Genomic DNA, 22,280 nt, shown 5'->3' on the forward strand with positions numbered 1-22,280 from the left:
ATTAATAGAGATTGTTACATCTAATTATCTAATTAACCTATGTTTAACACATCTTTCATGGTAAATATACCATGTTTGCCAACTATCCATTCGGCTGCAATAACAGCTCCTAAAGCAAATCCATCTCTATTATGTGCTGTGTGCTTTATTTGAATAGTATCTACACTAGACTCGTAAGTTATTTCATGAGTACCAGGAACATTTTCAATTCGCTTGGCTGTAATGCCTAATTCATTATTTTTTGGAGTTTCTAATGTCCAGTTTTTGTATTCAGAATTTGTAATAATATCGTTTGCTAAGCTAATTGCTGTTCCACTAGGTGCATCAAGCTTTTGTGTATGGTGAATTTCTTCAATACTAGTTGAGTATTGAGGCAATCCTTTCATCAATTTTGAAAGTGTTTTATTCAATTCAAAAAAGATATTTACGCCAAGACTAAAATTTGATGCATAAATAAATGCACCATTTTTTTCATGGCAAAGCTCTACCATTTTATTATAGTTAGCTAGCCAGCCTGTAGTTCCAGATATTACAGGAACATTATTCATTAAACAGTTTGTAATATTATCGACAGCAGATTCTGGAGTACTAAAATCTATAGCTACATCTACATCAGCTAGATTATAATTTTTGTCTTGACTAGTTACTTTTAAAACGATTGAATGACCTCTTTGAATAGCGATGCCTTCAATAACTTTACCCATTTTGCCATAACCTAGTAAAGCTATTTTCATTAGAATTTAAAGTTTAAAGTTAAACCTAAATCTGATGAATTTTCCCATTCATTATACTGAAAGTGAGGTCTTACGGCTAAATTTTCATCTACATTATATTGCAATAAATGCGCATCAACGTTAGCATCGATAATATTTAAAGCGTAAAAGCCAATAGTAACTAGTAATGATAATTCTTTGTTACGTTTTAATGTTTGTTGCGCTCTAATAAGTCCATCGCTAGTAACACGAGGTGATCCAGGAGTTGGACCATAAAACTCATCGTCTGTAAAACCTGCTAATCTCCTTTTATAAGCATCGCGATAACGATCGTAATCTTTATCATTTTGAATGTAGAAATAAACTCCTGTTCCAATAGCTGCATATACTATTGGGATTTTCCAGTATTTTTTATTGTATGCTTGACCTAAACCAGGCAAAACAGCTGAGTAAAAAGCGGCTTTAGATGGAGATAAAGCATCTATAGGTTTTTTTACAACACTATCAATAACCACTAAATTGGTAGAAATTTCAGTTTTAGTACTATCAGTTTCAGTTTGAGAAAACCCAATACAACTGATTAAAAAAAATATAAGGATGCTATGTCTTTGCTTATTTAGCACTTTGAACCAATTTTTTAATTCTGTTAAAATCTTCTTCAGAATGAAAAGGAATAGTAATGGCTCCTTTTCCGTTCTTACTCACTTTAACGGTTATTTTATGTCCAAAGTATTCCGAGAAATCTTTAACGCCATTTTTAACAAAAGATGGAAGTTCTTCTTTATCAGAAATCTTAACTTTTTTAGTAGTATGATAATTTTTCACTAAGGCTTCTGTGTCTCTAACAGAAAGCTGATTAGTTATAATTTTCTCGTAAATATCTAACTGATTCGTTTGGTCTTCAATATTAATTATAGCACGACCATGACCCATAGTTATAAATCCATCACGCATTCCTGTTTGAATAATTGGATCTAACTTTAACAGACGTAAATAATTAGCAATTGTAGATCTTTTTTTACCAACACGATCACTCATTTGTTCTTGAGTAAGGTTAATTTCGTCAATTAAACGTTGGTAAGAAAGTGCAATCTCAATTGGATCTAAATCTTGTCTCTGAATATTTTCAACTAAAGCCATTTCTAACGATTCTTGGTCGTTAGCAATACGTATGTATGCAGGAATGGTTTCTAGTCCAATAAGTTTTGAAGCTCTATAACGACGTTCTCCAGATACTAATTGGTATTTATTAAAATCTAATTTGCGAACTGTAATAGGTTGTATTACACCTAATTCTTTTATAGATGAAGCAAGTTCGCGAAGTGTTTCTTCATTAAAATTTGTACGTGGTTGAAAAGGATTGATTTCAATAACATCTAATTCCAATTCAATAATATTACCTACAACTTTATCTGCATTTTTATCTTGTACAGATTTAATATCGTTTGAAGGGTCTTTTAAGAGAGCAGATAAGCCTCTACCTAAAGCTTGTTTTTGAGTTGCCTTCGCCATTAGTCATTCTTTTTAATAATTTCTTTTGCCAAACTTAAATAATTTGCTGCACCTTTACTACTCACATCAAAATTTATAATGCTTTCACCAAAGCTTGGCGCTTCACTTAAACGTACATTACGTTGTATTATAGTTTCAAATACCATATCGTTAAAGTGCTTTTGTACTTCTTCTACAACCTGATTAGATAATCGCAAGCGCGAATCGTACATTGTAAGCAACATCCCTTCAATATCTAGATTTTGATTATGAATACGTTGAACACTTTTTACTGTATTTAATAATTTTCCTAAACCTTCTAACGCAAAATATTCACATTGTATTGGTATAATAACAGAATCTGCAGATGTTAACGCATTTAATGTTAATAAACCTAACGAAGGTGCACAATCAATAAGTATGTAATCGTATGACGATTTTAAATGCGAAATAGCTTTTTTAAGCATATACTCGCGTTCATCTTTATCAACAAGCTCAATCTCAATAGCAACTAAGTCTATATGAGCAGGAATAATATCTACGTTTGGAGCTGTTGTTTTTATAATACATTCTTCAGCAGTAGCCGAATGTTCTATAAGTTGGTATGAGCCTATCTCAACACTTTCAACATCAACACCTAAACCAGATGTTGCATTAGCTTGTGGATCTGCATCTATAAGTAGGACCTTTTTTTCCAGAACTCCTAAGGAAGCTGCTAAATTTACTGACGTTGTTGTTTTACCTACGCCTCCTTTTTGATTGGCAATTGCAATGATTTTACCCATTAATTGATTTGGTTTTTGAGAACGTAAAAATACGATTATTTGTGAGTTTAAAAAATGTAACTTGTTAACATTGTATTTACAGCATCTTCCTGTTAAAATCAATTTATTTATAATGTTAAAGGATTATTTCTGCGTTAAATTTATTTTAAATTTTATTTCTTAATAAAGTATGTACTATCTTTATAGACAATCAATTAACAACTCATTATGAAAAAAATCAATTATTTATTAAAAATTACATTCTCATTTGTTTTGCTTGTAGCAATTTCTTTTTCTGCAGAAGCACAACTAAAAAAAGGAGCAAGTGTTGAAGGAATTACAGAGTATTCGTTAGATAACGGATTAAAAGTACTTCTGTTTCCTGACAATTCTGCTCAAACAATTACAGTTAACATTACCTATATGGTAGGTTCTCGTCATGAAGGTTATGGTGAAAAAGGTATGGCTCACTTGTTAGAGCATATGGTGTTTAAAGGCACTCCTAATCATCCTAATATTCCTGAAGAATTATCTTCTCATGGTGCACGACCAAACGGAACAACGTGGTACGATCGTACTAACTATTTTGAGACGTTTAATGCCACAGACGAAAATTTAGATTGGGCTTTAGATTTAGAAGCAGACCGAATGGTAAATTCATACATTGCTAAAAAAGATTTAGAATCGGAGTTTTCTGTAGTTCGTAATGAGTTTGAAAGTGGTGAAAATTCACCTACTGGTGTATTGATGGAAAAGGTAATTAGTGCTGCATATTTATGGCATAATTACGGAAAATCTACTATTGGTAACCGTTCTGATATTGAACGTGTGCCAATTGAAAATTTACAGGCATTTTACAAAAAATACTATCGTCCAGATAATGCTATTTTAATGGTTACAGGTAAGTTTGAAACTGAAAAAACATTAGCACTTATTGTTAAAAAATTTGGAGGAATTAAAAACCCAGACACACCTTTAAGAGATATTCCAACTGTTGAGCCAGCACAAGATGGCGAAAAGCGAGTATCATTAAGTCGTGTTGGCGATTTACAAATTGTTTCTGCATTATATCATGTGCCAGCAGGATCTCATGAAGACGCAGCAGCTTTAGCAATTGCCGAAGCAATACTTACTGACGAACCTTCAGGTCGTTTATACAAAGCGTTAGTAGATGGTAAAAAATCATCAGGAATATGGTCGTTTACTCCATTCACTAAAGAGCCTTCGTTTTTGTATATCAATGTAGATGTGCCTTCTGATAAATCGTTAGCAGAAGCAGAAACAACATTACTATCAACTTTAGATGGGTTATCAAAAAACCCTGTTACTGAAGCAGAAGTTAATAGAGCAAAAGCTAATATATTAAAGCAAGTAGATCAAATCTTTAGAAACTCATCATATTTAGGAACTTATATGAGCGAGTTTATTGGAGCTGGCGACTGGAGATTATCATTCATTTTTAGAGATCGTATTGAGGCTATGACTCCAGATAAAGTTAATGCAGCTATACAACGTTATTTAATTAATACGAACAGAACTGTAGGTAATTTTGTGCCAAGTAAACAACCAATACGTGTTGATATTGAGCATACCGAAGGTGTTGATGCTTTAGTAAGTAATTACAAAGGTAAAGAGGCTCTAAACGCAGGAGAAGCTTTTGATGTGTCTTATGATAATATTCAAAAAGCATTACAGTCTGGAATGCTTACTAAAAGCAATATTGAATATGGCTTTATTAAAAAAGATAATCGTGGTAAAACGGTTAACTTAAACTTTACTATGCGTAATGGTACTGTTGAGCAATTAATGAATAAAGGTTTAGTAGCTCGTTATACAGCAAGAATGCTTAATAAAGGGACTAAAACTAAATCTAGACAAGATATTGAAGATAAATTAAGCGCATTAAAATCGTCGGTGTTTTTTAACGGAAGTACTGGTCGTACGTTTGCTTATGTAAATAGTACTGAAGAAAATTTAATGGAGACATTAGCTTTAATGACAGATATGCTTAAAAACCCTGTGTTTGATGCTACAGAATTAGAAAAGCTAAAAACTCAAGATTTAGCTGGACTTGAAGAAAGCAAAAACGAACCACAATCGGTTGTGTCTAGACAAATAGGAATCCTAAATAACAACTTTCCTAAAGGACATCCATCGTATGCAATGACTTTAGAAGAAGAAATTGCAGCAATAAATGCAGTTACTGTTGATGCTATAAAAGCTTACTACAAAGATTTTTACGGAATCTCTAATAGTGCGTCTTTAGTTGCTATAGGTAATATGGATGAGCAAGCTGTAAAAGGATATTTTGAAAAAGAATACGGAAGCTTTAAAAACACTAAGCCTTATACAGAAATTAGTAATCCGTATAAGCCAAGTAAACCAGCAAACGAGCAAATTATCACACCAGATAAAAAGAATGCCTTTACATTAGGTATTTTAGGTTTTGAAGCGAGCCAGTATGATGATGATTATGCTGCGTTGCAAGTTGCTGGCGAAATTTTTGGAGGAGGTTTCTTAAACTCACGTATTGCAGGACGTTTACGTCAGCAAGATGGTGTGAGCTATGGAGCAGGAGGTAATGTTGGTGTTGATGGAGATCCTAAAGACAAAAATTCATCAATGTATATTTATGCTATTTACAATCCAGAAAATGCTGCTAAAGTACAACAAGGATTTAGAGAAGAAATTGCTCGTTTTATAGCAGATGGTATTACTGAAGAAGAACTTACTAATGTAGTTAATGGTTGGGTACAAGAACAAAACGTATCTAGAGCTAAAGACAATGAGTTAGCTGGTACTATTGGTAATAACTTGTACTACGATAGAGATATGAATTTCCAAAAAGATGTAGAAGCTAAAGTAAAAGCACTTACAGTTGCAGATGTTAATAGAGTAATTAAAAAATACTTTAAAGCTTATGAAAATTGGACTGTAGTAAATGGTGGTGATTTTGAAAATTTAGAAATTAAAAATGAAACCAAAAAAGTAGACTAATTACAGTTTGCTATACATAAAAAAACCTGTCATTATTGGCAGGTTTTTTTGTTTTATTAATCAGAACTATTTTTTTATTTAATACTGAATACGTAACCTAGTTTTAATTGTAGATTTGTACCATAATCTTCTACATAATTTGTGTGTTGATAGTTATAGTCTGTATAACTAATCTCAAATACGAACTTTTGTTTTTTAATCATTATAAAAGTTCCAGCTTTTAACATAACAGAAAAGCTTTGATCTGGTTTTACTTCATAAGCTTCATCAGTAATTATGTCTTTTTTAGTAACATCGTTTTTTAAATTAAAACCATAAGAAGAACCAACACCAATGTACGGATTTAAAAGGCTTTTCTTGTTATAAAGTGGTTGGTATATTATTGCGGCAAAAGGTTCAATAACTGCTGCATCATGAGTAATAGTTCTTTCAGATATTAAATTTTCTGTTTTGTATGTATAGTCAACCTTTTTTTGATTGTATTCTAGTCCAAGTTGAAAAGTTAAATTTAATCTTGTAATATCTGGAGAAAAACTAATAAAGCTACCTACACTTAACCCAGGGCTTGAACCACGAGTTTTATATGGTTCTGCGCCTGTGTTTTGAAAATTAGCAAAGTTTGATCCAACAGTAAAACTAATTTCTAATAAATCGATACGAGATGTGTAAGAATAATTTTCACTATCAGCTTTTCGACATTCGTTTAACTTTATTATATAGTCTGCAAGTTTATTACGCTTAAAACTTACGGATTGAGCTTCTTCTTGTACTTCTGGACAATCTTTTGCATAATAGCTTAAAACACCTTTATATGTGCTAATTGAGCTTTCAAAAGTACCTTTTTTAGTTACTTCATTTGTTTTTTTTATTTCTAGCAAAATGATATCATTTTCTTCACTATGTATGTAATAATTATTGTTTACATATAGTAATGATACTTCGCTTTTAACAATATATTCAAAGAAATAAGAAGCATTAGTTTTCTTAATGGTTTTCGAAACAAACTTTCTTTCAGGCTCAGCTAATGAAAATCCTTTAATCGATTTATTATTGTAATTACTAGACTCAGCATCGAGAGTAGTTTTAAATTCAATTTCAACATCAGATAGAATTTTTACATAACCATTAATGGTTTCACCATTAAATTTTGTAATACTGCCAGTTTCAAAAGTAACTTGAGAATAATTAGTTGTATATATGACAAAACATATAAAAAAAAGAAACAATTTGTTCATTGCTAATGGTTTTAAATAATATTGTTTAGTTAAATGGTTAATTAAAACTTGACAAATAAATAGCATTTGTATGAAATATCCTAAACATTTATTGGTAGTTTTTTTTTGTTTTACTCATTTATAAACTTCTCAAAAGCATCATTGTAATAAATAGTAATTTCATCACCTTTTGTAATATCTGTTTTAGCAGCAAAAGTTTGTACTAGGTTTGTAAAATCGCGAGCTATAATTTCTGCGCTAGGTTGGTTGTGATGATTAAAAAAGCTCCCAACATCACTTAAGCAAATAGCATCATACTCATCTGTCCATGGAAACTGAAGTGTTGCCAAGGCTTCTGGTAGGTTTTCATTAACATGCACCAAAGCCATGTGGCTCTCTACAATAACTTCACCTTTTTTAATATTTCGTGTTGCAAAAACGCCTTTGCCATGCACAGGAGAATGCTTTACTTCAACTATTGTAGTCATGTAATATAATGTGTAATTATTTTAATATTCTAACCGATAAGATGAGCACATCTTCAATAGGTCTGTTTCTATCGTCTGTTTTTACAGCTGCAATAGCATCAACAACTTCAATACCTTTAATAACCTGACCAAAAACAGTATAGTTTTGGTCTAGATGAGGCGTGCCACCAATAGTTTTATAAATATCTCTATGCGATTGTGGTATGGTATATTTAGTATAATTGGTGTAGGTTTTAGCAATGGCATCTATCTTATCGCTATAGTCTTTAATGCTTTCATTGTTTTCTTCCTCTAAAGCATTTTGATAGTCATTCCAAAGTTGTTTGTTTGCCACATCGTTAATAACCTCATGTCTGGCAAGCTTAGTATTTATTCTTGTTTCTGCTATATCTAGCAGACTATCATTAAAGATTTTACCTTGCACAATAAAAAACTGTATAGCACTAGATGCTCTGTCTAGGTTATCTTCTCTAGCAGTTGCCAAAGCACCTTTTTTATGAAACAAATCTGGATTAAATTCTGCAGGTACAGTATAACCTAAATCACCTTCGCCAAGTGCTGTATTTGGTTTAGCATCTCTACTATCAGGATCGCCTCCTTGTATCATAAAACTTTCTATAACACGATGAAACAACAAATTGTCGTATGCCTTTTCGCTAACGAGTTTTATAAAATTATCACGATGTAAAGGCGTTTCGTTATATAACTCTAGCAATATCGTACCATAATTGGTCACCATTTCTACAGTTACTCTGTTGTTTGGTTTGGTTTGTGGTGTGTTGCTTTTAAAACTAAAAAACAATACACTTATTAATAGAGTTAAGGTTATTTTATAAGCTAGTTTCATTGTAGTAAAAAGTGTTTGTAAATGATGTGCGACTAAGTTAGTAATTTGAGTTGGCTTTAGCCGAATGTACTTTAACGTTTTTGTGTAAAATTAGTTAAAATGTATTTTTATTTATCGTTATGTAATAGCTACTTTATTTTAATAATCTTAATGCTTCTTTTTTACTTAAATTACTCAATTCGGTATTATTTACAAACTCAATTACCCAATTTGGGTTTGTTCTGCTATATTCTCGTAATACCCAACCAATGGCTTTATTTATGAAAAATTCTTTTGAGTTTAATAGAGAATTAATAGTCGAACTCAGTAATACAGTATCTATTTTGTTTTTGTATTTTAACTGAAATAACAAAGCAGACCTTTGTAGCCAAATATTATTAGATTTTAGCCATTTGGTTACATATTTCTCTTTTTGGTTTGGAAAAGTTTTAAAATACTCTCCCATTAGTTTATTAGCAATAAAATCAACCGTGTCCCACCATGACTTATTAGTCACCATAAACTCAAATAGATTAATGTCATTTAGCTCTAATTGTTTTACATATTTAAAGGCAAGTTCCTGAGCAAAGTGTTGATATTCTCTTTGTTGTTTTTCCCAAAGTGTTTTTATTATGTGTTCTATTTCACTTTTTTGAGGTAGATATTCTTTTATAAAAAATGGTTTTTGAATTTCCCTTCTTACAGTTGCTTTTAGGCCATAAAATTGAAATTGATGTCGCATATATGCCTTTTGCTCTAAAGCAATTTTAGCATTTTTATGCTTTTCAAATTCTATTTCTAATGTATTTATAAATTCAATCATTTTTGTAAGTAGGCGAGAACTAGCAATTAATTTTTATACGATGTTGGTGTTGTGATTTTTTTCTGCTATAATTTTATTTATCCTCGGTTGTATAATCCAAATCCCAAATGGGAAAAACCAAATCATAAAAAATTCGCCTGCAAAATCACTAAAAGTCACTCTCCGTTTTAATTCAGTAGTTTTTATTGTTTTAGATACAAAATATAATAAATAAAATATACAGAACATAGAAAACAGGTGTATTGGAACAATTACAAATAACATTTTTCCAACAATTCCATTACTTCCAGATGAAATTCCGTAAAAAGCATTTCCGATTACTAATAATAAGAAAAGAATATAAAACAGTGGAATAAAGAAGAATGCTTTAAATTTTTTAATTTTCATTTTAATATCAGTTGGGACATATTTCTGTAATCCAATTCCAACTGACCAAAACCAACCAAAAAAAAGCCCAATGTAAAAGGAAATTATAATTGGAAACAACTTCATCATATTCAGCATTCCTGTTTGGTCTGGATTTCCGTTTGAATCAATATTCATAAACATTGAAATCATAACTGCAATTTGTAATGCAAATGGAAGTCCAAACATTAAGATAAATAATTGCCAATGTTTGGCGTTTAAAAATTTGTTAATCATTTAGTGATAGATGCTTTAATATTTATGGCAACATTTATGAATATTATTAGTTTCGTAAGTATGCTAGTACTAGCCATTTTTTATATACTTTGTTAGCCACTGTTTTTATTTTTTAGTTTCCTTTTTATTAGTTCAATTTCTTTGGTCGGATTTTTTTCATCAAGATAGATAATTAAACTATCCGATTTTATTTCAAAACTTCCGCTATATTTTTCAATCTGTGTTGATAAAATAAAGGTATTTCTGTTATTTGGGTCTGGATAAAAAGGTTCGTCAAAGTCAACAGATTCGGATTCTTTTTTTAATTTATAGTTTTTAAAATCAGAGTCAGATTCCAATTCAATTTCAAAAGGTTTATGATTGTCATAAGTGATTCTGACTTTTGGAGAGTAACAAAATCCAGTCATTTCTCCAATGCTAAAATTTCCGTTTTGGTCAGAAGTCGAAGTTAGATTTTTGTCAATCATTTCAATTTTAGCACCACTTATCGGTTTACCAGTATCGGATGAAACAACTTTTCCATTTACCGAAATCCAACAATCGCAAGAACTTAACAAAAGTGTAATTCCGATTAATGTAAAAATCTTTATTTTCATAGTAGTTTTCAAATAGTGATCAACAGTTTTGTGTAAGATTAGTACTGTATTTAAGCCATTTTTTATATACTTTGTTAACTAACGTTATTTTCTTATTTGCAATTTTTGGAATTCATACGTTTATTAAATCCATTCCAGAATTCCTTTTCGTTTTCGAAATTAAGATTTCTATTTATAGGTTCTAAATTCCGTCTTTCATCAGTTTCCAAAAACCGCATTTCAATATTATTAAATCCTGTGTAATTTATTTTCGCTTTCATTTTCTCTCTCCATTCTCCAAACGTCTCGAAATAAAGAGTGTCATTTTTGATTTCGATTTTTCTCCATTTGGATAATTTGACTCTTTCATTGTTGGATGCAACTCTCATTGAGTCTTGTTTGAAATAAATCTCTAAATATTCTCCATTGTTACAAACCGAATAATTTCCATCAAGATTTCGGTCGGTTTCACAACTAAAGCACAATATTAATGTCAATATTATATTCCAGAGTTTGAGTTTCATTTAATGTTGGCTAACGTGTTTGTATATAATTAGTTGTGTGTTTAAGCAATTTATTATCATTTAGTTATGTGTAGTTTTTTTATTACCATTTCTTTCCATTTGCTGTTTTTCTACAATAATAACATCCACTAGTTTCATTGTCAATATTATACCAGGAATGTTCAGCATTAACTATTTCACAATCTTTACCTTTATCAGCAATTCCAAGATTGATTAGAAACCAAGGTAATCTTGCTCTCCACCAAATCCTGTATCTGTAAGGATGCTTCTTAATCGTTTTCATCTAAGTTATATTTCTCTAAAGCATCAGCCCAAATGTGTTTCTTATTGATGTTTATAGCGTTTTTTACCAATTTAGTTATTATCTCTTGATTCAATTTATCCTGTTCAATTTCTTCAATAAATTTCTGAGAATCTTCGTGGCTTAATTGTTTTGACTTTTCATCAAGATTACAGCAACCATAACCATCAAAAGATATTCTTACTAATGATATTAGATTTTCATTAGAACGATTAAAATCGATGAAAACTGAACTGTCAAGGCAAGACAAATAGTAGTCAGCTTTTCGGCTTTCAGGCATTATTGTTTTATGAAAGTCTAAATTGTATTTCATCTCACTCTTGAATTGCGCAATTCGTGTTTGTGTATGATTAGTGGCGTGGTTTCAGCAACTAAATTAGCAAATACAAACCAAATAGAAAATCCGCGAGACACGAGCAAAGAACTGGCGTAAGCAATTTTGGTAAGTAGGCGAGAACAAGCAATTAGTTACAGCCATTGTTGTGTGTAGTTTTTATTACTTTTTATTCAGGATTTTTTGAATTTCCTTTTCCCTTTTTTCACGTTTGTCTTTAGGAATTCTCCATTCAGTTCCTTCCCAATAGTCAATTATTCCATTCCACGCATTTTGGGTTTCTGTTTTTAACCATTCATTAAATGAATGATGATATTCAATTTTTTCTCCACCAATATTTTGAATTCCCTCAAATAATCCAACTGTAATGAAATTCCGAACGTCTTTATCGCCATTTATATAAACATCTTCAATATTTTCAAATAGAAGGTCAAAATCAGAAGTTTGATTTTCGAGTTTTTTTTCGACGATAAATCTGGAAATCGAGCCAATATCAACATAAGGAATATTATCCACTTGATTGTAGTCTGTAAGGTTAACTTCTTTCGTAAAATGTTCAGTTAGTTCAGCATTTCCTGAAATCAGTTTTTCAAATACTTTTTCAATCTCTTTATACTTATATTTGGGTTCTATTACGTTCATTTCTCAAATTACACACAACGTGTTTGGCTATAGTTTCGTTGCGTGGTTAAGCAACTAAGTTAACAAATAAAAACCGAATAGAAAATCCGCGAGACACGAGCAAAGCGAACTGGCGTAAGCAATTTTCACAAATAGGCTATAACTAGCAATAAATTATATTCGGTGTTGTAAGTAGTTTTTATTTTTTCTTATTCAATATTTTTTCGCTTTCAGCAGTTCTTTTCCAATCATCTTTTTCCCAAAAATCAATTAATTCTCTCCACGCTTTGAGCGAATTTGGTTTCAGCCATTTGTCAAATGAACGATAATAATCTATTTTATAACCGCAAAAAGCTTGGATTCCCTCAAAAAGACCTATTACGATAAGTTCTTGAACATAGTGTTCTCCGTAAATCATTATTTCTTCTACGTTCTCAAAGAAAATTTCAAATTTCTCGGTTTGTTCGGCTTTTTTCTTTTCAACTATAAATTTTGAAATATCTCCAATGTCAACATAGGCTAATCGGTCATTTGGGTCATCATAATCAAATTTCACTTCTGTGTTGTAGAAATCGGTAAGTTCATTCCAATTCGAAATCAGTTTATGGAAGACTTTTTCAATGTCAGATTGATGATATCTAGTTTCTGGTTTATTCATCTCTCAAATTACTTACAACGTGTTTGTGTATGATTAGTGGCGTGTTTAAGTACCTAATTTAGCAAATATAAACCGAATAGAAAATCCGCGAGACACGAGCAAAGCGAACTGGCGTAAGCAATTTTCGTAAGTAGGCGAGAACAAGCAATAAATTATACTCGTTGTTACCACACGTTTTTTATATCAGTTTCTTTTAGTTTTTTTTCTTTCCGAGTTTCCTCAATTATATAGTCAATTTCTTTTCTAAATTCAATTGTGTTTCCTGATTCGGATTTTAGTTGTTCAACTCTTTTTTTTAATTCCAATTCCCATCCATATTCCAATTTATTTTTTAAAATCAGTTCGAAATACTGGTGAGCTTTTTTTTGGTCATTATTTAACCCACAAATTATTGCTCGATGATAATTCCCCCAAAGACTGTCACTGGTAAATTCGTGATTCAGAATCGTATTTGTTGCAGTATTTAAGTCAGACAATTTCTCACGTAATTCTAAAGTTCGGTTCAGAGCTAATTCCGTAAGAGTGCACATTTCTTTTTCAAATTGTTCTTCATTTACAAAGTCAATGAATTCAGATTCTCTATATCCAATGTCATAAGAAAAATAACCTTTTTGATACCAATGAAAATTTACTCCAACATTTAAACAAGTTCCTTGTCTATCTTTAAAAGGTTGAAATTCTATTCCTGTTGTGAACCAATAATGGTCGTCAAGCCATTTACGAGATTGTCCCTTGCGTTCAATTCCGTACTCTTTTAAAATTTTCCGAGCAACTTTGTTTATTATTTTACTATGAATTGGTGTTGGCATTTCTCAAATGTGTGGTAACGGTTTTGTGTATGGTTAGTGGCGTGTTTAAGCACCTAATTTAGCAAATAAAAACCGAATAGAAAATCCGCGAGGATTTTCGTAAGCAAGCTCGAACTAGCCATTAATTATACACGGTGTTACCTGCTGGCTTTTATTTTTTCAAATTCCGATTCACTAAGGATTTCGGCTAATTCCAATTCAATCAACTCGTGTTGAATAGGGATTTTCCTTTTATATTTTATCATTCCAATGTCTTTTACGTAAAATGCATCTTGATAAAACCTTTGCTCAACATCGTGGTCAAGTGCTAAAATTATATAGTCGTCTCTAAATTTCACAGCTTCATATTCCTTTCCATTTACAGTAATATTTTCAATTCCAGATTCCGCTCTTTTCTTTTTAAAATCGAAGCGACCATATTTATTTACATATTTAACAGAATATATGTACTCTTTATCTCCATTCCATTTGTAAACGTCTTTGTCAATTACCTTTGCTTTGATTTCTTTTCTTTCTCCTTTATCATTCATTTCGAAGTCAGAGTAAGCTGTTAATTCAGCTCCATTTTCTGTTATAAACTCGTCAAACGTATTATAAATATTAAAGTCAGAATCGTAAGAAACTGTTTTCAATTCATTTGTTTTCGGATTTGATGTCACTTTCCAATACTCAATTTTTGTCGAGTCGTTTTTATCCACGTATTTATAAACTTTGGTTTCTGTTTTATTTGAAAATGGATAATAAAAGTCTTTTAAATTTTCTTGCGCAGAGCAACTTGAGATAATAAAAATTAAAATCAAAAGTGTAATGTTTTTTGTCATTCTCAATGTTTTTTTTAGCTTGCAGGTAACGGTCTCGTATAACCGTCAGTTACGGGTTAATATGCGTTAATTTTCGGTTTAACACAGGCTTTAGCAATTCCGCATGGATTCGGACGTAGTCGAATCCGCCGTAATTGCGGTTATACATTGTTGTAAACTGGCTTTTATGCGACTCTTTCAATTCGGCAATTTTCACATTCAGGATGAGTTTTTACAAAGTCAGCAATCGATTCATTGATTTTCTCAAATGATTCTCCATAAAAATATAATCCAGTTTCTGTATTTCCTTGCCAATATCGAAGAACATTATCTTTTATATTCGCTAATCGTCTAATCTCTATAGCTAAAGTTTCAGAGTCAGAATTTTTATAAACTTCATCAGACAGATTTATTCCGTCAAGATAAATTCCTAAACCTTCCTTTTTTCCAAATTCAATTTTCTGTTCCGTTTTCTCAATTGTCAGCTTAGAACCTTTTGGTGCTCCAAGCTCTTCAAGTTTCTCAATGATTGATTTAATGTGATTTTCATTAATGTCATCAGAATTTAGTTGGATCTCTACGTCACAGTATTCTAATTCTCCAGATTCTAATTGCATAGTTCCTCCACCTGTAACTTCTCCAATTCCATTAGCTTGAAGAAATTCATCTAACGGGTCTTCATAAATTTCTCCTCTATCAATTGGCATTACTTTATCATTTAGAGTTGCGACAATAAAATTCCCAGAGTATTCTTCTTCCTCTTTTTTATTTAATCCGAAAAGTTTTTTAATGAAGTTCATATGTTGGTTTAGCTTGTTTACAACTAGTTATATGTGGACTATTGTTCCTGTTTATATTTTTCAATTAAGGGATAACAGGAATTATTAGCCTTATTATTAAGCATAAAACTAAATTAAACTTATGTAATTTCCTATACGTAGAACTACGTAATTTTTAAGTGTAAAATGCGTGAGGTAATTTATGTATTCAATTTAGCGACTTCAATTCTAATAAACTCTGGTAAATAACTTGGCGTACAATTTTTAGGTACAACCTCGTCTTTATAAAGTCCTGTTGTTTCGCCAATAGCAATACATCTGTAGCGATAATTAGTTTGCCATTTTCCTATTTGACCAGCTGTATAATTCATTGCCCATTGTACCTCTGGTGTTTCATCCATTATATGTTTCTCTATTGACGATAAAAGGTAGTCTGTATTAGATTGGTTAGTATTTCCCATCCATCTTAATCTTGCTTGGTAATACCAAAACACTCTACGTTGTAATGAATAGGAGCTGTTTTCCCAAGATTCAATAAGAGCAACCAATTTTTTGTCTTTAGATAATTGGTTTGCCATTAGCCAATCCATTAAATGAATTCGCTCATCGTAATCGTGTTTTTGAATATCTTGGTCAAGTTTGTCAATCTCTTTTTGGTTAAGACGTTTGCTATCCATTATTAGAATAGCCAATTGACGAGGTAAAAATTCGGTAGTTGCCCAAAGTTCTAAAGCCAAATTGTGGTCTTTTTTCAATTCTTTAGCAATCTTTCTCAAATCTCCCAATTTGGTAGTTTGCTTATCGATTTGATTATAAATATGTTGTGCTTTAGAAGATAGTTTCATTATGTTTTAAATTACACCTAAATAATTATAAGAGCAATTCTTAGTCAATAAGAATCTCTAAAATCTGAATAGCAGCATCGCTAATTTTTGTTCCAGGACCAAATACAGCTACTGCACCAGCATCAAACAAATATTGGTAATCTTGCTTTGGAATAACACCACCAACAATAACCATAATATCGTCGCGACCATATTTTTTAAGCTCTTCAATAACTTGAGGGACTAAGGTTTTGTGTCCTGCTGCTAATGATGATACACCAAGTATATGAACATCGTTTTCAACCGCTTGTTTTGCTGCTTCTTTTGGTGTTTGAAACAAAGGACCAATATCGACATCAAAGCCAACATCAGCATAACCAGTTGCGACTACTTTTGCGCCTCTATCATGACCATCTTGTCCCATTTTTGCAATCATAATACGTGGTCTGCGACCATCTTGTTCTGCAAATTTATCGGCAAGTTCTCGAGCCTTTTTAAAGGAAGCATCGTCTTTTATTTCTTTACTATACACGCCAGAAAATGATTTTATTTGTGCTTTATAACGTCCGAAAGCAGTTTCTAAAGCATCACTTATTTCGCCTAATGTTGCTCGCTCTCGAGCAGCTTCGACAGCTAAAGCTAATAAATTTTGATTTCCTAATCGTGCTGCTTCAGTTAATTTTGATAAAGCTACTGTTGTTTTTTCGCTATTACGAGATGCTTTTATGCTATTTAAACGCTCAATTTGTGAGTTTCTAACTGTTTGGTTATCGACTTCTAGAGTTGAGATTGGATCTTCTTGGTCTAATCGGTATTTGTTAACACCAACAATTATATCTTGCCCAGAATCGATACGTGCTTGTTTGCGCGCTGCAGCTTCTTCAATACGTAGTTTTGGGATGCCAGCTTCAATAGCTTTGGTCATTCCGCCAAGTTCTTCAACTTCTTCAATAAGTTGCCATGCTTTTTGAGCAATATCGTGGGTTAGCTTTTCAACATAGTAACTACCAGCCCAAGGGTCGACAGTTTTAGTAATATGTGTTTCTTGCTGTAAAAATATTTGTGTATTACGTGCAATACGAGCCGAAAAATCGGTTGGTAAAGCTATGGCTTCGTCTAATGCATTGGTATGTAAACTCTGTGTGCCACCAAAAGCTGCTGCTGCTGCTTCAATAGTGGTGCGAGCCACATTATTAAATGGGTCTTGTTCTGTTAAACTCCATCCACTGGTTTGGCAATGTGTACGTAAAGCTAACGATTTATCATCTTTTGGGTTGAATTGTTTTACGAGTTTTGCCCATAACATACGTGCTGCACGCATTTTGGCAATCTCCATAAAATGATTCATACCTATAGCCCAGAAAAACGATAAACGAGGCGCAAAGGTATCGATATCCATTCCTGCTGCAAGCCCTTTTTTAATGTACTCTAATCCGTCGGCAAGTGTGTAAGCCAATTCAATATCGCAAGTTGCACCAGCTTCTTGCATATGGTATCCAGAAATACTAATACTATTGAATTTTGGCATGTTTTTGCTCGTGTATTCAAAAATATCAGAGATAATTTTCATCGATGGTGTAGGAGGATAGATGTAGGTATTACGTACCATAAACTCCTTTAAAATATCGTTTTGTATGGTTCCTGCTAGTTGTTCTGGTTTTACGCCTTGCTCTTCTGCAGCAACAATATAAAATGCCATAATTGGTAACACAGCACCATTCATAGTCATTGAAACAGACATTTTATCTAAAGGAATCTGGTCGAAAAGTATTTTCATATCCTCAACCGAATCGATAGCAACTCCTGCTTTACCAACATCGCCAACCACACGTTCATGATCGCTATCGTAACCTCTATGTGTTGCCAAATCGAAAGCTACAGAGAGTCCTTTTTGTCCTGCTGCAAGATTACGTCTGTAAAAAGCGTTACTTTCTTCTGCAGTACTAAAACCAGCATACTGACGAATAGTCCAAGGTCTGCGAACATACATGGTTGAGTATGGACCACGAAGGTTAGGAGCAATGCCAGCTATAAAGTTGATATGTTCTACATTTTTTAAATCGTCTTTAGAATAGGTAGATTTAACATCAATATCTTCAGCTGTTTTAAATATGCTATTAGCCTTTGGTTTTTGGCTTTCAGATTTAGTATTTAATGCGATATGTTGAAGGCTTTTTCTACTCATCTTCTAAACGTTTTTGTTCCATAGTTTCAGCAAGCCTTTTTTCTATAATTGGCTCAATCAACGTTTTTACAGGATTGGTTTTTACAAAAGGATATAACTCTAATTCATGCTTCATTTTATCTTTAGGATTTGGATGTTTATTGGTTCCTAATAAAATATCTTCACCAGAATTAAATTGCTCTTGCTCTTTAGCTGCGCTTTCTTTTATTTTTCGTTGGATAAGCCCTTCTTTTAGTTGGTGTAAAAAGCCACCATTTGCTTCAATCTCTTTAAAAAGTGTTAGTGCTTTTTCTGCTAATTGCGTTGTAATGCTCTCTATATAATATGCACCATCTGAAGGATTATTAACCTTATCGAAATAGCTTTCGTGTTTTAAAACTAATAACTGATTGCGAGAAATACGTTCGCCAAACTCATTGTCTTTATGATAAATGGCATCGTAAGCCAAATTACAAATGGTATCTGCTCCACCAAGTACAGCACTCATACATTCGGTTGTTGTACGAAGCATGTTGGTGTTGTAATCGTATAGTGTTTTGTTACGCTTTGTTGGTGTTGCAAAAATGTAGCAATAGATAGGTATTTGATACTCATTTGCTAAGGCTTCCCAAAGCATTCGTAAGGCTCTGAGTTTAGCAATTTCAAAGAAGTAATTGGTACCAACAGCAACATTAAAAATGACTTTAATGTCTTGCTTTTCGTTAGTGTTAAAATGATTTAAATACTCATTAGCATGCGCCATGGCATAGGCTAGTTGCTGAACCATTGTAGCTCCTGCATTTTGATATAGTGATACATCAACACTAAAACTAGACGTTGTATTGACTATAGCTTCAAATTGTTGATGGTCGTCTTTAAGGTTTGTAAACCAGTTACCTGTTCTGGCAAGATGACCAATAATATCTGATTGAATATAAATACCAGCTTTTGAAGGAATAGAGCTTAGCTCTTTTACGAATTCGGAGTTTAAAAATTGTAATTCGAAATAGATAGCAGTTTCTGAAAGATTGATATTTACCAGTAAATCTTTTAATGAAATATCTTCAGTAGGAATAATAAATTTAATGCGTTCTGCACCTCGTTCAATTGCATCAACTGCTTTAGCATTCGATTTGCTTACATTGGCTACAAATATGGTTTGGCAAATATTCCACTGAGTCGCTTTTGAAGCTGTAATATCTGGAAGTGCTGCAAATTCATCAGCGTGATAAAAAGGCTTTACATTAATGCCTTCGTTGGTTTTCCAGATTAATGTTTCGTTATAATCTTCACCTTTTAGGTCAGCTTGTATAAGTTGTTTCCACTGTTTTGAGGAGACTTCAGGAAATGCTTTGAATAATTGTTTACTCATCTTTTTTCTGGTTTTTTAAACTGTCCTCATATTCAATTATATAAATATCTTCATTCTCTTTTTTCATATAATATTTTTCGCGAGCCAGTTTTTCAATACCTTCTTCAGTACTTAATTCTTTTATTGCTTTTTTGTCTTTATCAATCTCGTTTTTGTAGTATTCTTTTTCATTTTCTAAATCGTCAATATCACTATTTAATCCACGATGTGTTAACCACGAATTGGTATCAAAAAAAAGCATCCAAACTACAAACCCTGAAAAAATTAGGATATATAGGTTTTTGAATGGTTTTAGATATTTAGATTTAAAATTCATTTATACTAAACGTTGATTAATAATTGTCTTTACAATATCAACAGCTACTGTATTGTATTTATTGTTAGGTATAATAATATCAGCATACTCTTTCATTGGCTCAATAAACTGCTGATGCATAGGTTTTAATGTGTTTTGATAACGAGATAACACTTCGTCTATATCTCTGCCACGCTCTGTAATATCGCGTTTTAAACGACGAATTAAACGTTCGTCACTATCAGCATGTACAAATATTTTTATATCAAACATATCTCTAAGCTCAGGATTGGTTAATATTAAAATACCTTCCACAATCATTACTTTTCGAGGATGCGTTAAAATAGTATCTCCTGTTCGGTTGTGCTTTATAAAAGAATACACAGGCTGGTTTATATCGTTGCCTTTTCGGAGTTCTTTAAGATGCTCTTCTAACAATTCAAAATCTATAGAACGTGGATGGTCAAAATTAATCTTTACACGCTCTTCATAACTTAAGTGTGATGTGTCTTTATAATAAGAGTCTTGTGAGATAACTCCAACTTCGCCTTCAGGTAGTTCATTTAGTATTTGATTGACTACTGTTGTCTTTCCGCAGCCAGTTCCACCAGCAATTCCTATAATAAGCATACTTTTTGTTTAGATGTTGCCGCAAATTTAACCAATTATAAAAGATTTTTATTGCTGAATTTTTGAAACTTCGTCTTCAGTTATCATTTTATCATTTTTGTTATCCCAAGAGTTTGTTATGTAATTCATTACATCTGCTACTTCTTTGTTAGTTAATCCTAAAGGAGCCATCGCTGTTTTATACTTTTTTCCATTTACAGTAATTTCTCCTGTAAGTCCATATTTAATGGCCTTAATACTCTCTTTACGCTTATTCATCAAATAATCTGAATTTGCTAAAGGAGGAAAAGCCTTTTCAACTCCTTTTCCATCAGGCATATGGCATTGCATACAGAAGTCTTCATAAACAATAGCACCTCGTTGTATACTTGCTTGCAATTGCTGATTTTGTTTAGGGTTTGAATCGTTGCACGATAAAAGTGACAAGAGAATAATAAGAATAGAAATCATAGATAGCTTCATTATTTTTTTGGTAATAATTTTACGATGCCTAAATTTTCTATACCAACATAAATAAAGCCATCAGGTCCTTGGATTATTGTTCTTACTCTACCTAATCCGTCTAAAAGGCGTTCTTCTTTAATTACTTTTCCATCTTTTAACACACATTTATCTACATATTGAAATTTTAAAGAGCCAACAAGTAAATCGCCTTTCCATCCAGGATATTTATCACTAGAGATAAACGCCATACCACTAGGTGCAATAGAAGGGTCCCAATAATGTAGCGGCTGTTCCATTCCAGGACGAGCAGTTTCGTCTGTTATTTTTGTGCCTATATAGTTAATACCATATGTAATTACAGGCCATCCATAATTGGCACCAGCTTTAATGATGTTTATTTCATCACCTCCACGTGGTCCATGTTCATGTGTCCAAACCTCTCCAGTTTCAGGATGCAAAACCATACCTTGCGGATTGCGATTACCAAATGTGTAAATAGCCTTTTTAGCATTAGGTTCATTTACAAATGGGTTGTCTTTTGGTATTGTACCATCATCGTGTAATCGATATACTTTTCCGCCATCGCGAGTAATATCTTGCGGATTTACAAACTCTTCACCTCGCTCGCCAATTGTAAAATACAAGTAACCTTGATTATCAAATACAATGCGCGATCCAAAATGTTGACCTCTAGTTGTGTTTGGAGTTGCTTTATATAGAAGTTGTTTGTCAATGAGTTTATTGTCTTTTAGTTTTGCTCTCATTAACGCTGTGTTTCCTCCTTCGCCTTCACCTTCAGAGGAAGCATAGGTAATATAAATCCAGCCATTTTCTTTGTAGTTAGGATGAAGAGCAATATCTAATAAACCACCTTGACCTCTGTTGTAAACTTTTGGTACATCTTCTATGGTAATTTTTTTACCATCTTTATAGTGTATCATTTTACCTTCTTTTTCATTGATAAGCATTGAGTTGTCAGGTAAAAAAACAAATCCCCAAGGAATAGATAAATCTGACACAACTACTTCATAATCATGATTTGTGTTTACAGGATTTTTGTCTTGAGCACAAGTGAATAAACTAAAAAAAACAAGGAGTAATAGATATTGATATTTTAGTGTCATAAGATAATTGCTTTAATCTTTAAATTTAAAAATAAATCTTGTTAGTTTTTAAAGAAAAGCCATATATT

The 22,280-nt window shown here is 32.2% G+C and carries 26 protein-coding genes; 1 reads left to right on the top strand and 25 read right to left on the bottom strand.

The annotated features are described in order from the left end of the window. Positions 1-32: 32 nt before the first annotated feature. Genes dapB through IEW41_RS09615 form a run of 4 tightly spaced genes read right to left on the bottom strand, consistent with a single transcriptional unit; the run spans position 33 to position 2,989 of the window. Positions 33-734: a 4-hydroxy-tetrahydrodipicolinate reductase gene (gene dapB / locus IEW41_RS09600; protein WP_188606140.1), complete on the bottom strand. Its 702-nt coding sequence runs from the start codon at positions 732-734 to the stop codon at positions 33-35. Further along, positions 734-1,336 carry a DUF5683 domain-containing protein gene (locus tag IEW41_RS09605; protein ID WP_188606141.1) on the bottom strand — a complete coding sequence of 201 codons (603 nt, stop codon included), beginning with the start codon at positions 1,334-1,336 and terminating at the stop codon, positions 734-736. Before IEW41_RS09605 ends, dapB begins: the two co-directional genes overlap by 1 nt. Then, positions 1,326-2,225 (bottom strand): ParB/RepB/Spo0J family partition protein, encoded by a 900-nt coding sequence (locus IEW41_RS09610; RefSeq protein ID WP_188606142.1) that lies wholly within the window; start codon positions 2,223-2,225, stop codon positions 1,326-1,328. The genes IEW41_RS09605 and IEW41_RS09610 overlap by 11 nt, the downstream gene beginning before the upstream one ends. Next, complete coding sequence (locus IEW41_RS09615; RefSeq protein ID WP_188606143.1) at positions 2,225-2,989, bottom strand: ParA family protein; 765 nt, start codon at positions 2,987-2,989, stop codon at positions 2,225-2,227. The genes IEW41_RS09610 and IEW41_RS09615 overlap by 1 nt, the downstream gene beginning before the upstream one ends. A gap of 207 nt (positions 2,990-3,196) precedes the next feature. Here IEW41_RS09615 and IEW41_RS09620 point away from each other — a divergent pair, with 207 nt between their 5' ends. Continuing rightward, positions 3,197-5,965: a M16 family metallopeptidase gene (locus IEW41_RS09620; protein WP_188606144.1), complete on the top strand. Its 2,769-nt coding sequence runs from the start codon at positions 3,197-3,199 to the stop codon at positions 5,963-5,965. A 74-nt stretch (positions 5,966-6,039) separates the two neighbouring features. On the opposite strand, the gene IEW41_RS09625 is transcribed toward IEW41_RS09620, so the two are convergent. From IEW41_RS09625 to IEW41_RS09725, 21 genes are all read right to left on the bottom strand, one after another. Continuing rightward, a complete protein-coding gene (locus IEW41_RS09625; RefSeq protein WP_188606145.1) occupies positions 6,040-7,200 on the bottom strand; it encodes an outer membrane beta-barrel protein in 1,161 nt (386 codons plus the stop codon). 110 nt (positions 7,201-7,310) lie between these two features. Beyond that, positions 7,311-7,667 (bottom strand): SET domain-containing protein, encoded by a 357-nt coding sequence (locus IEW41_RS09630; protein ID WP_188606146.1) that lies wholly within the window; start codon positions 7,665-7,667, stop codon positions 7,311-7,313. A gap of 16 nt (positions 7,668-7,683) precedes the next feature. Then, the gene (locus IEW41_RS09635) at positions 7,684-8,514 is read right to left on the bottom strand and encodes a peptidylprolyl isomerase (protein ID WP_188606147.1); all 831 of its coding nucleotides are present in this window, start codon (positions 8,512-8,514) and stop codon (positions 7,684-7,686) included. Between the two features lie 133 nt (positions 8,515-8,647). Further along, on the bottom strand, positions 8,648-9,316 hold the full coding sequence (locus IEW41_RS09640) for a DNA alkylation repair protein (protein ID WP_188606148.1): 669 nt from the start codon (positions 9,314-9,316) through the stop codon (positions 8,648-8,650). Between the two features lie 33 nt (positions 9,317-9,349). Further along, the gene (locus tag IEW41_RS09645; RefSeq protein ID WP_188606149.1) at positions 9,350-9,958 is read right to left on the bottom strand and encodes a hypothetical protein; all 609 of its coding nucleotides are present in this window, start codon (positions 9,956-9,958) and stop codon (positions 9,350-9,352) included. 92 nt (positions 9,959-10,050) lie between these two features. Continuing rightward, on the bottom strand, positions 10,051-10,554 hold the full coding sequence (locus IEW41_RS09650; protein WP_188606150.1) for a carboxypeptidase-like regulatory domain-containing protein: 504 nt from the start codon (positions 10,552-10,554) through the stop codon (positions 10,051-10,053). A 92-nt stretch (positions 10,555-10,646) separates the two neighbouring features. After that, positions 10,647-11,057 carry a hypothetical protein gene (locus IEW41_RS09655; RefSeq protein ID WP_188606151.1) on the bottom strand — a complete coding sequence of 137 codons (411 nt, stop codon included), beginning with the start codon at positions 11,055-11,057 and terminating at the stop codon, positions 10,647-10,649. A gap of 82 nt (positions 11,058-11,139) precedes the next feature. Beyond that, entirely contained in the window at positions 11,140-11,340 is a 201-nt protein-coding gene (locus IEW41_RS09660) for a hypothetical protein (protein ID WP_188606152.1), read from the bottom strand. Next, positions 11,327-11,671 (bottom strand): hypothetical protein, encoded by a 345-nt coding sequence (locus IEW41_RS09665; protein ID WP_188606153.1) that lies wholly within the window; start codon positions 11,669-11,671, stop codon positions 11,327-11,329. Before IEW41_RS09665 ends, IEW41_RS09660 begins: the two co-directional genes overlap by 14 nt. Positions 11,672-11,854: 183 nt before the next feature. Continuing rightward, the gene (locus IEW41_RS09670) at positions 11,855-12,334 is read right to left on the bottom strand and encodes a DUF7674 family protein (RefSeq protein WP_188606154.1); all 480 of its coding nucleotides are present in this window, start codon (positions 12,332-12,334) and stop codon (positions 11,855-11,857) included. 178 nt (positions 12,335-12,512) lie between these two features. Then, on the bottom strand, positions 12,513-12,971 hold the full coding sequence (locus IEW41_RS09675) for a DUF7674 family protein (protein ID WP_188606155.1): 459 nt from the start codon (positions 12,969-12,971) through the stop codon (positions 12,513-12,515). Positions 12,972-13,135: 164 nt separating this feature from the next. Then, entirely contained in the window at positions 13,136-13,780 is a 645-nt protein-coding gene (locus IEW41_RS09680) for a hypothetical protein (protein ID WP_188606156.1), read from the bottom strand. A gap of 137 nt (positions 13,781-13,917) precedes the next feature. Continuing rightward, positions 13,918-14,601, bottom strand: a complete 684-nt coding sequence (locus IEW41_RS09685) for a hypothetical protein (protein ID WP_188606157.1) — start codon at positions 14,599-14,601, stop codon at positions 13,918-13,920. A 164-nt stretch (positions 14,602-14,765) separates the two neighbouring features. After that, the gene (locus IEW41_RS09690) at positions 14,766-15,380 is read right to left on the bottom strand and encodes a hypothetical protein (protein ID WP_229660206.1); all 615 of its coding nucleotides are present in this window, start codon (positions 15,378-15,380) and stop codon (positions 14,766-14,768) included. A gap of 179 nt (positions 15,381-15,559) precedes the next feature. Next, the gene (locus tag IEW41_RS09695; protein ID WP_188606158.1) at positions 15,560-16,204 is read right to left on the bottom strand and encodes a DNA alkylation repair protein; all 645 of its coding nucleotides are present in this window, start codon (positions 16,202-16,204) and stop codon (positions 15,560-15,562) included. A 40-nt stretch (positions 16,205-16,244) separates the two neighbouring features. Continuing rightward, complete coding sequence (scpA, locus tag IEW41_RS09700; RefSeq protein ID WP_188606159.1) at positions 16,245-18,368, bottom strand: methylmalonyl-CoA mutase; 2,124 nt, start codon at positions 18,366-18,368, stop codon at positions 16,245-16,247. Continuing rightward, positions 18,361-19,719 carry a methylmalonyl-CoA mutase subunit beta gene (locus IEW41_RS09705; RefSeq protein WP_188606160.1) on the bottom strand — a complete coding sequence of 453 codons (1,359 nt, stop codon included), beginning with the start codon at positions 19,717-19,719 and terminating at the stop codon, positions 18,361-18,363. Before IEW41_RS09705 ends, scpA begins: the two co-directional genes overlap by 8 nt. Continuing rightward, positions 19,712-20,035, bottom strand: coding sequence for an FtsB family cell division protein (locus IEW41_RS09710; protein ID WP_188606161.1), 324 nt, complete (start codon positions 20,033-20,035; stop codon positions 19,712-19,714). The genes IEW41_RS09705 and IEW41_RS09710 overlap by 8 nt, the downstream gene beginning before the upstream one ends. Further along, complete coding sequence (gene udk, locus IEW41_RS09715; protein WP_188606162.1) at positions 20,036-20,644, bottom strand: uridine kinase; 609 nt, start codon at positions 20,642-20,644, stop codon at positions 20,036-20,038. Positions 20,645-20,692: 48 nt separating this feature from the next. Next, positions 20,693-21,106, bottom strand: a complete 414-nt coding sequence (locus tag IEW41_RS09720; protein WP_188606163.1) for a c-type cytochrome — start codon at positions 21,104-21,106, stop codon at positions 20,693-20,695. Then, complete coding sequence (locus tag IEW41_RS09725; RefSeq protein ID WP_188606164.1) at positions 21,106-22,212, bottom strand: PQQ-dependent sugar dehydrogenase; 1,107 nt, start codon at positions 22,210-22,212, stop codon at positions 21,106-21,108. The genes IEW41_RS09720 and IEW41_RS09725 overlap by 1 nt, the downstream gene beginning before the upstream one ends. Positions 22,213-22,280: the final 68 nt, after the last annotated feature.

Source organism: Aquaticitalea lipolytica (genome assembly GCF_014641635.1).
GTDB lineage: Bacteria > Bacteroidota > Bacteroidia > Flavobacteriales > Flavobacteriaceae > Aquaticitalea > Aquaticitalea lipolytica.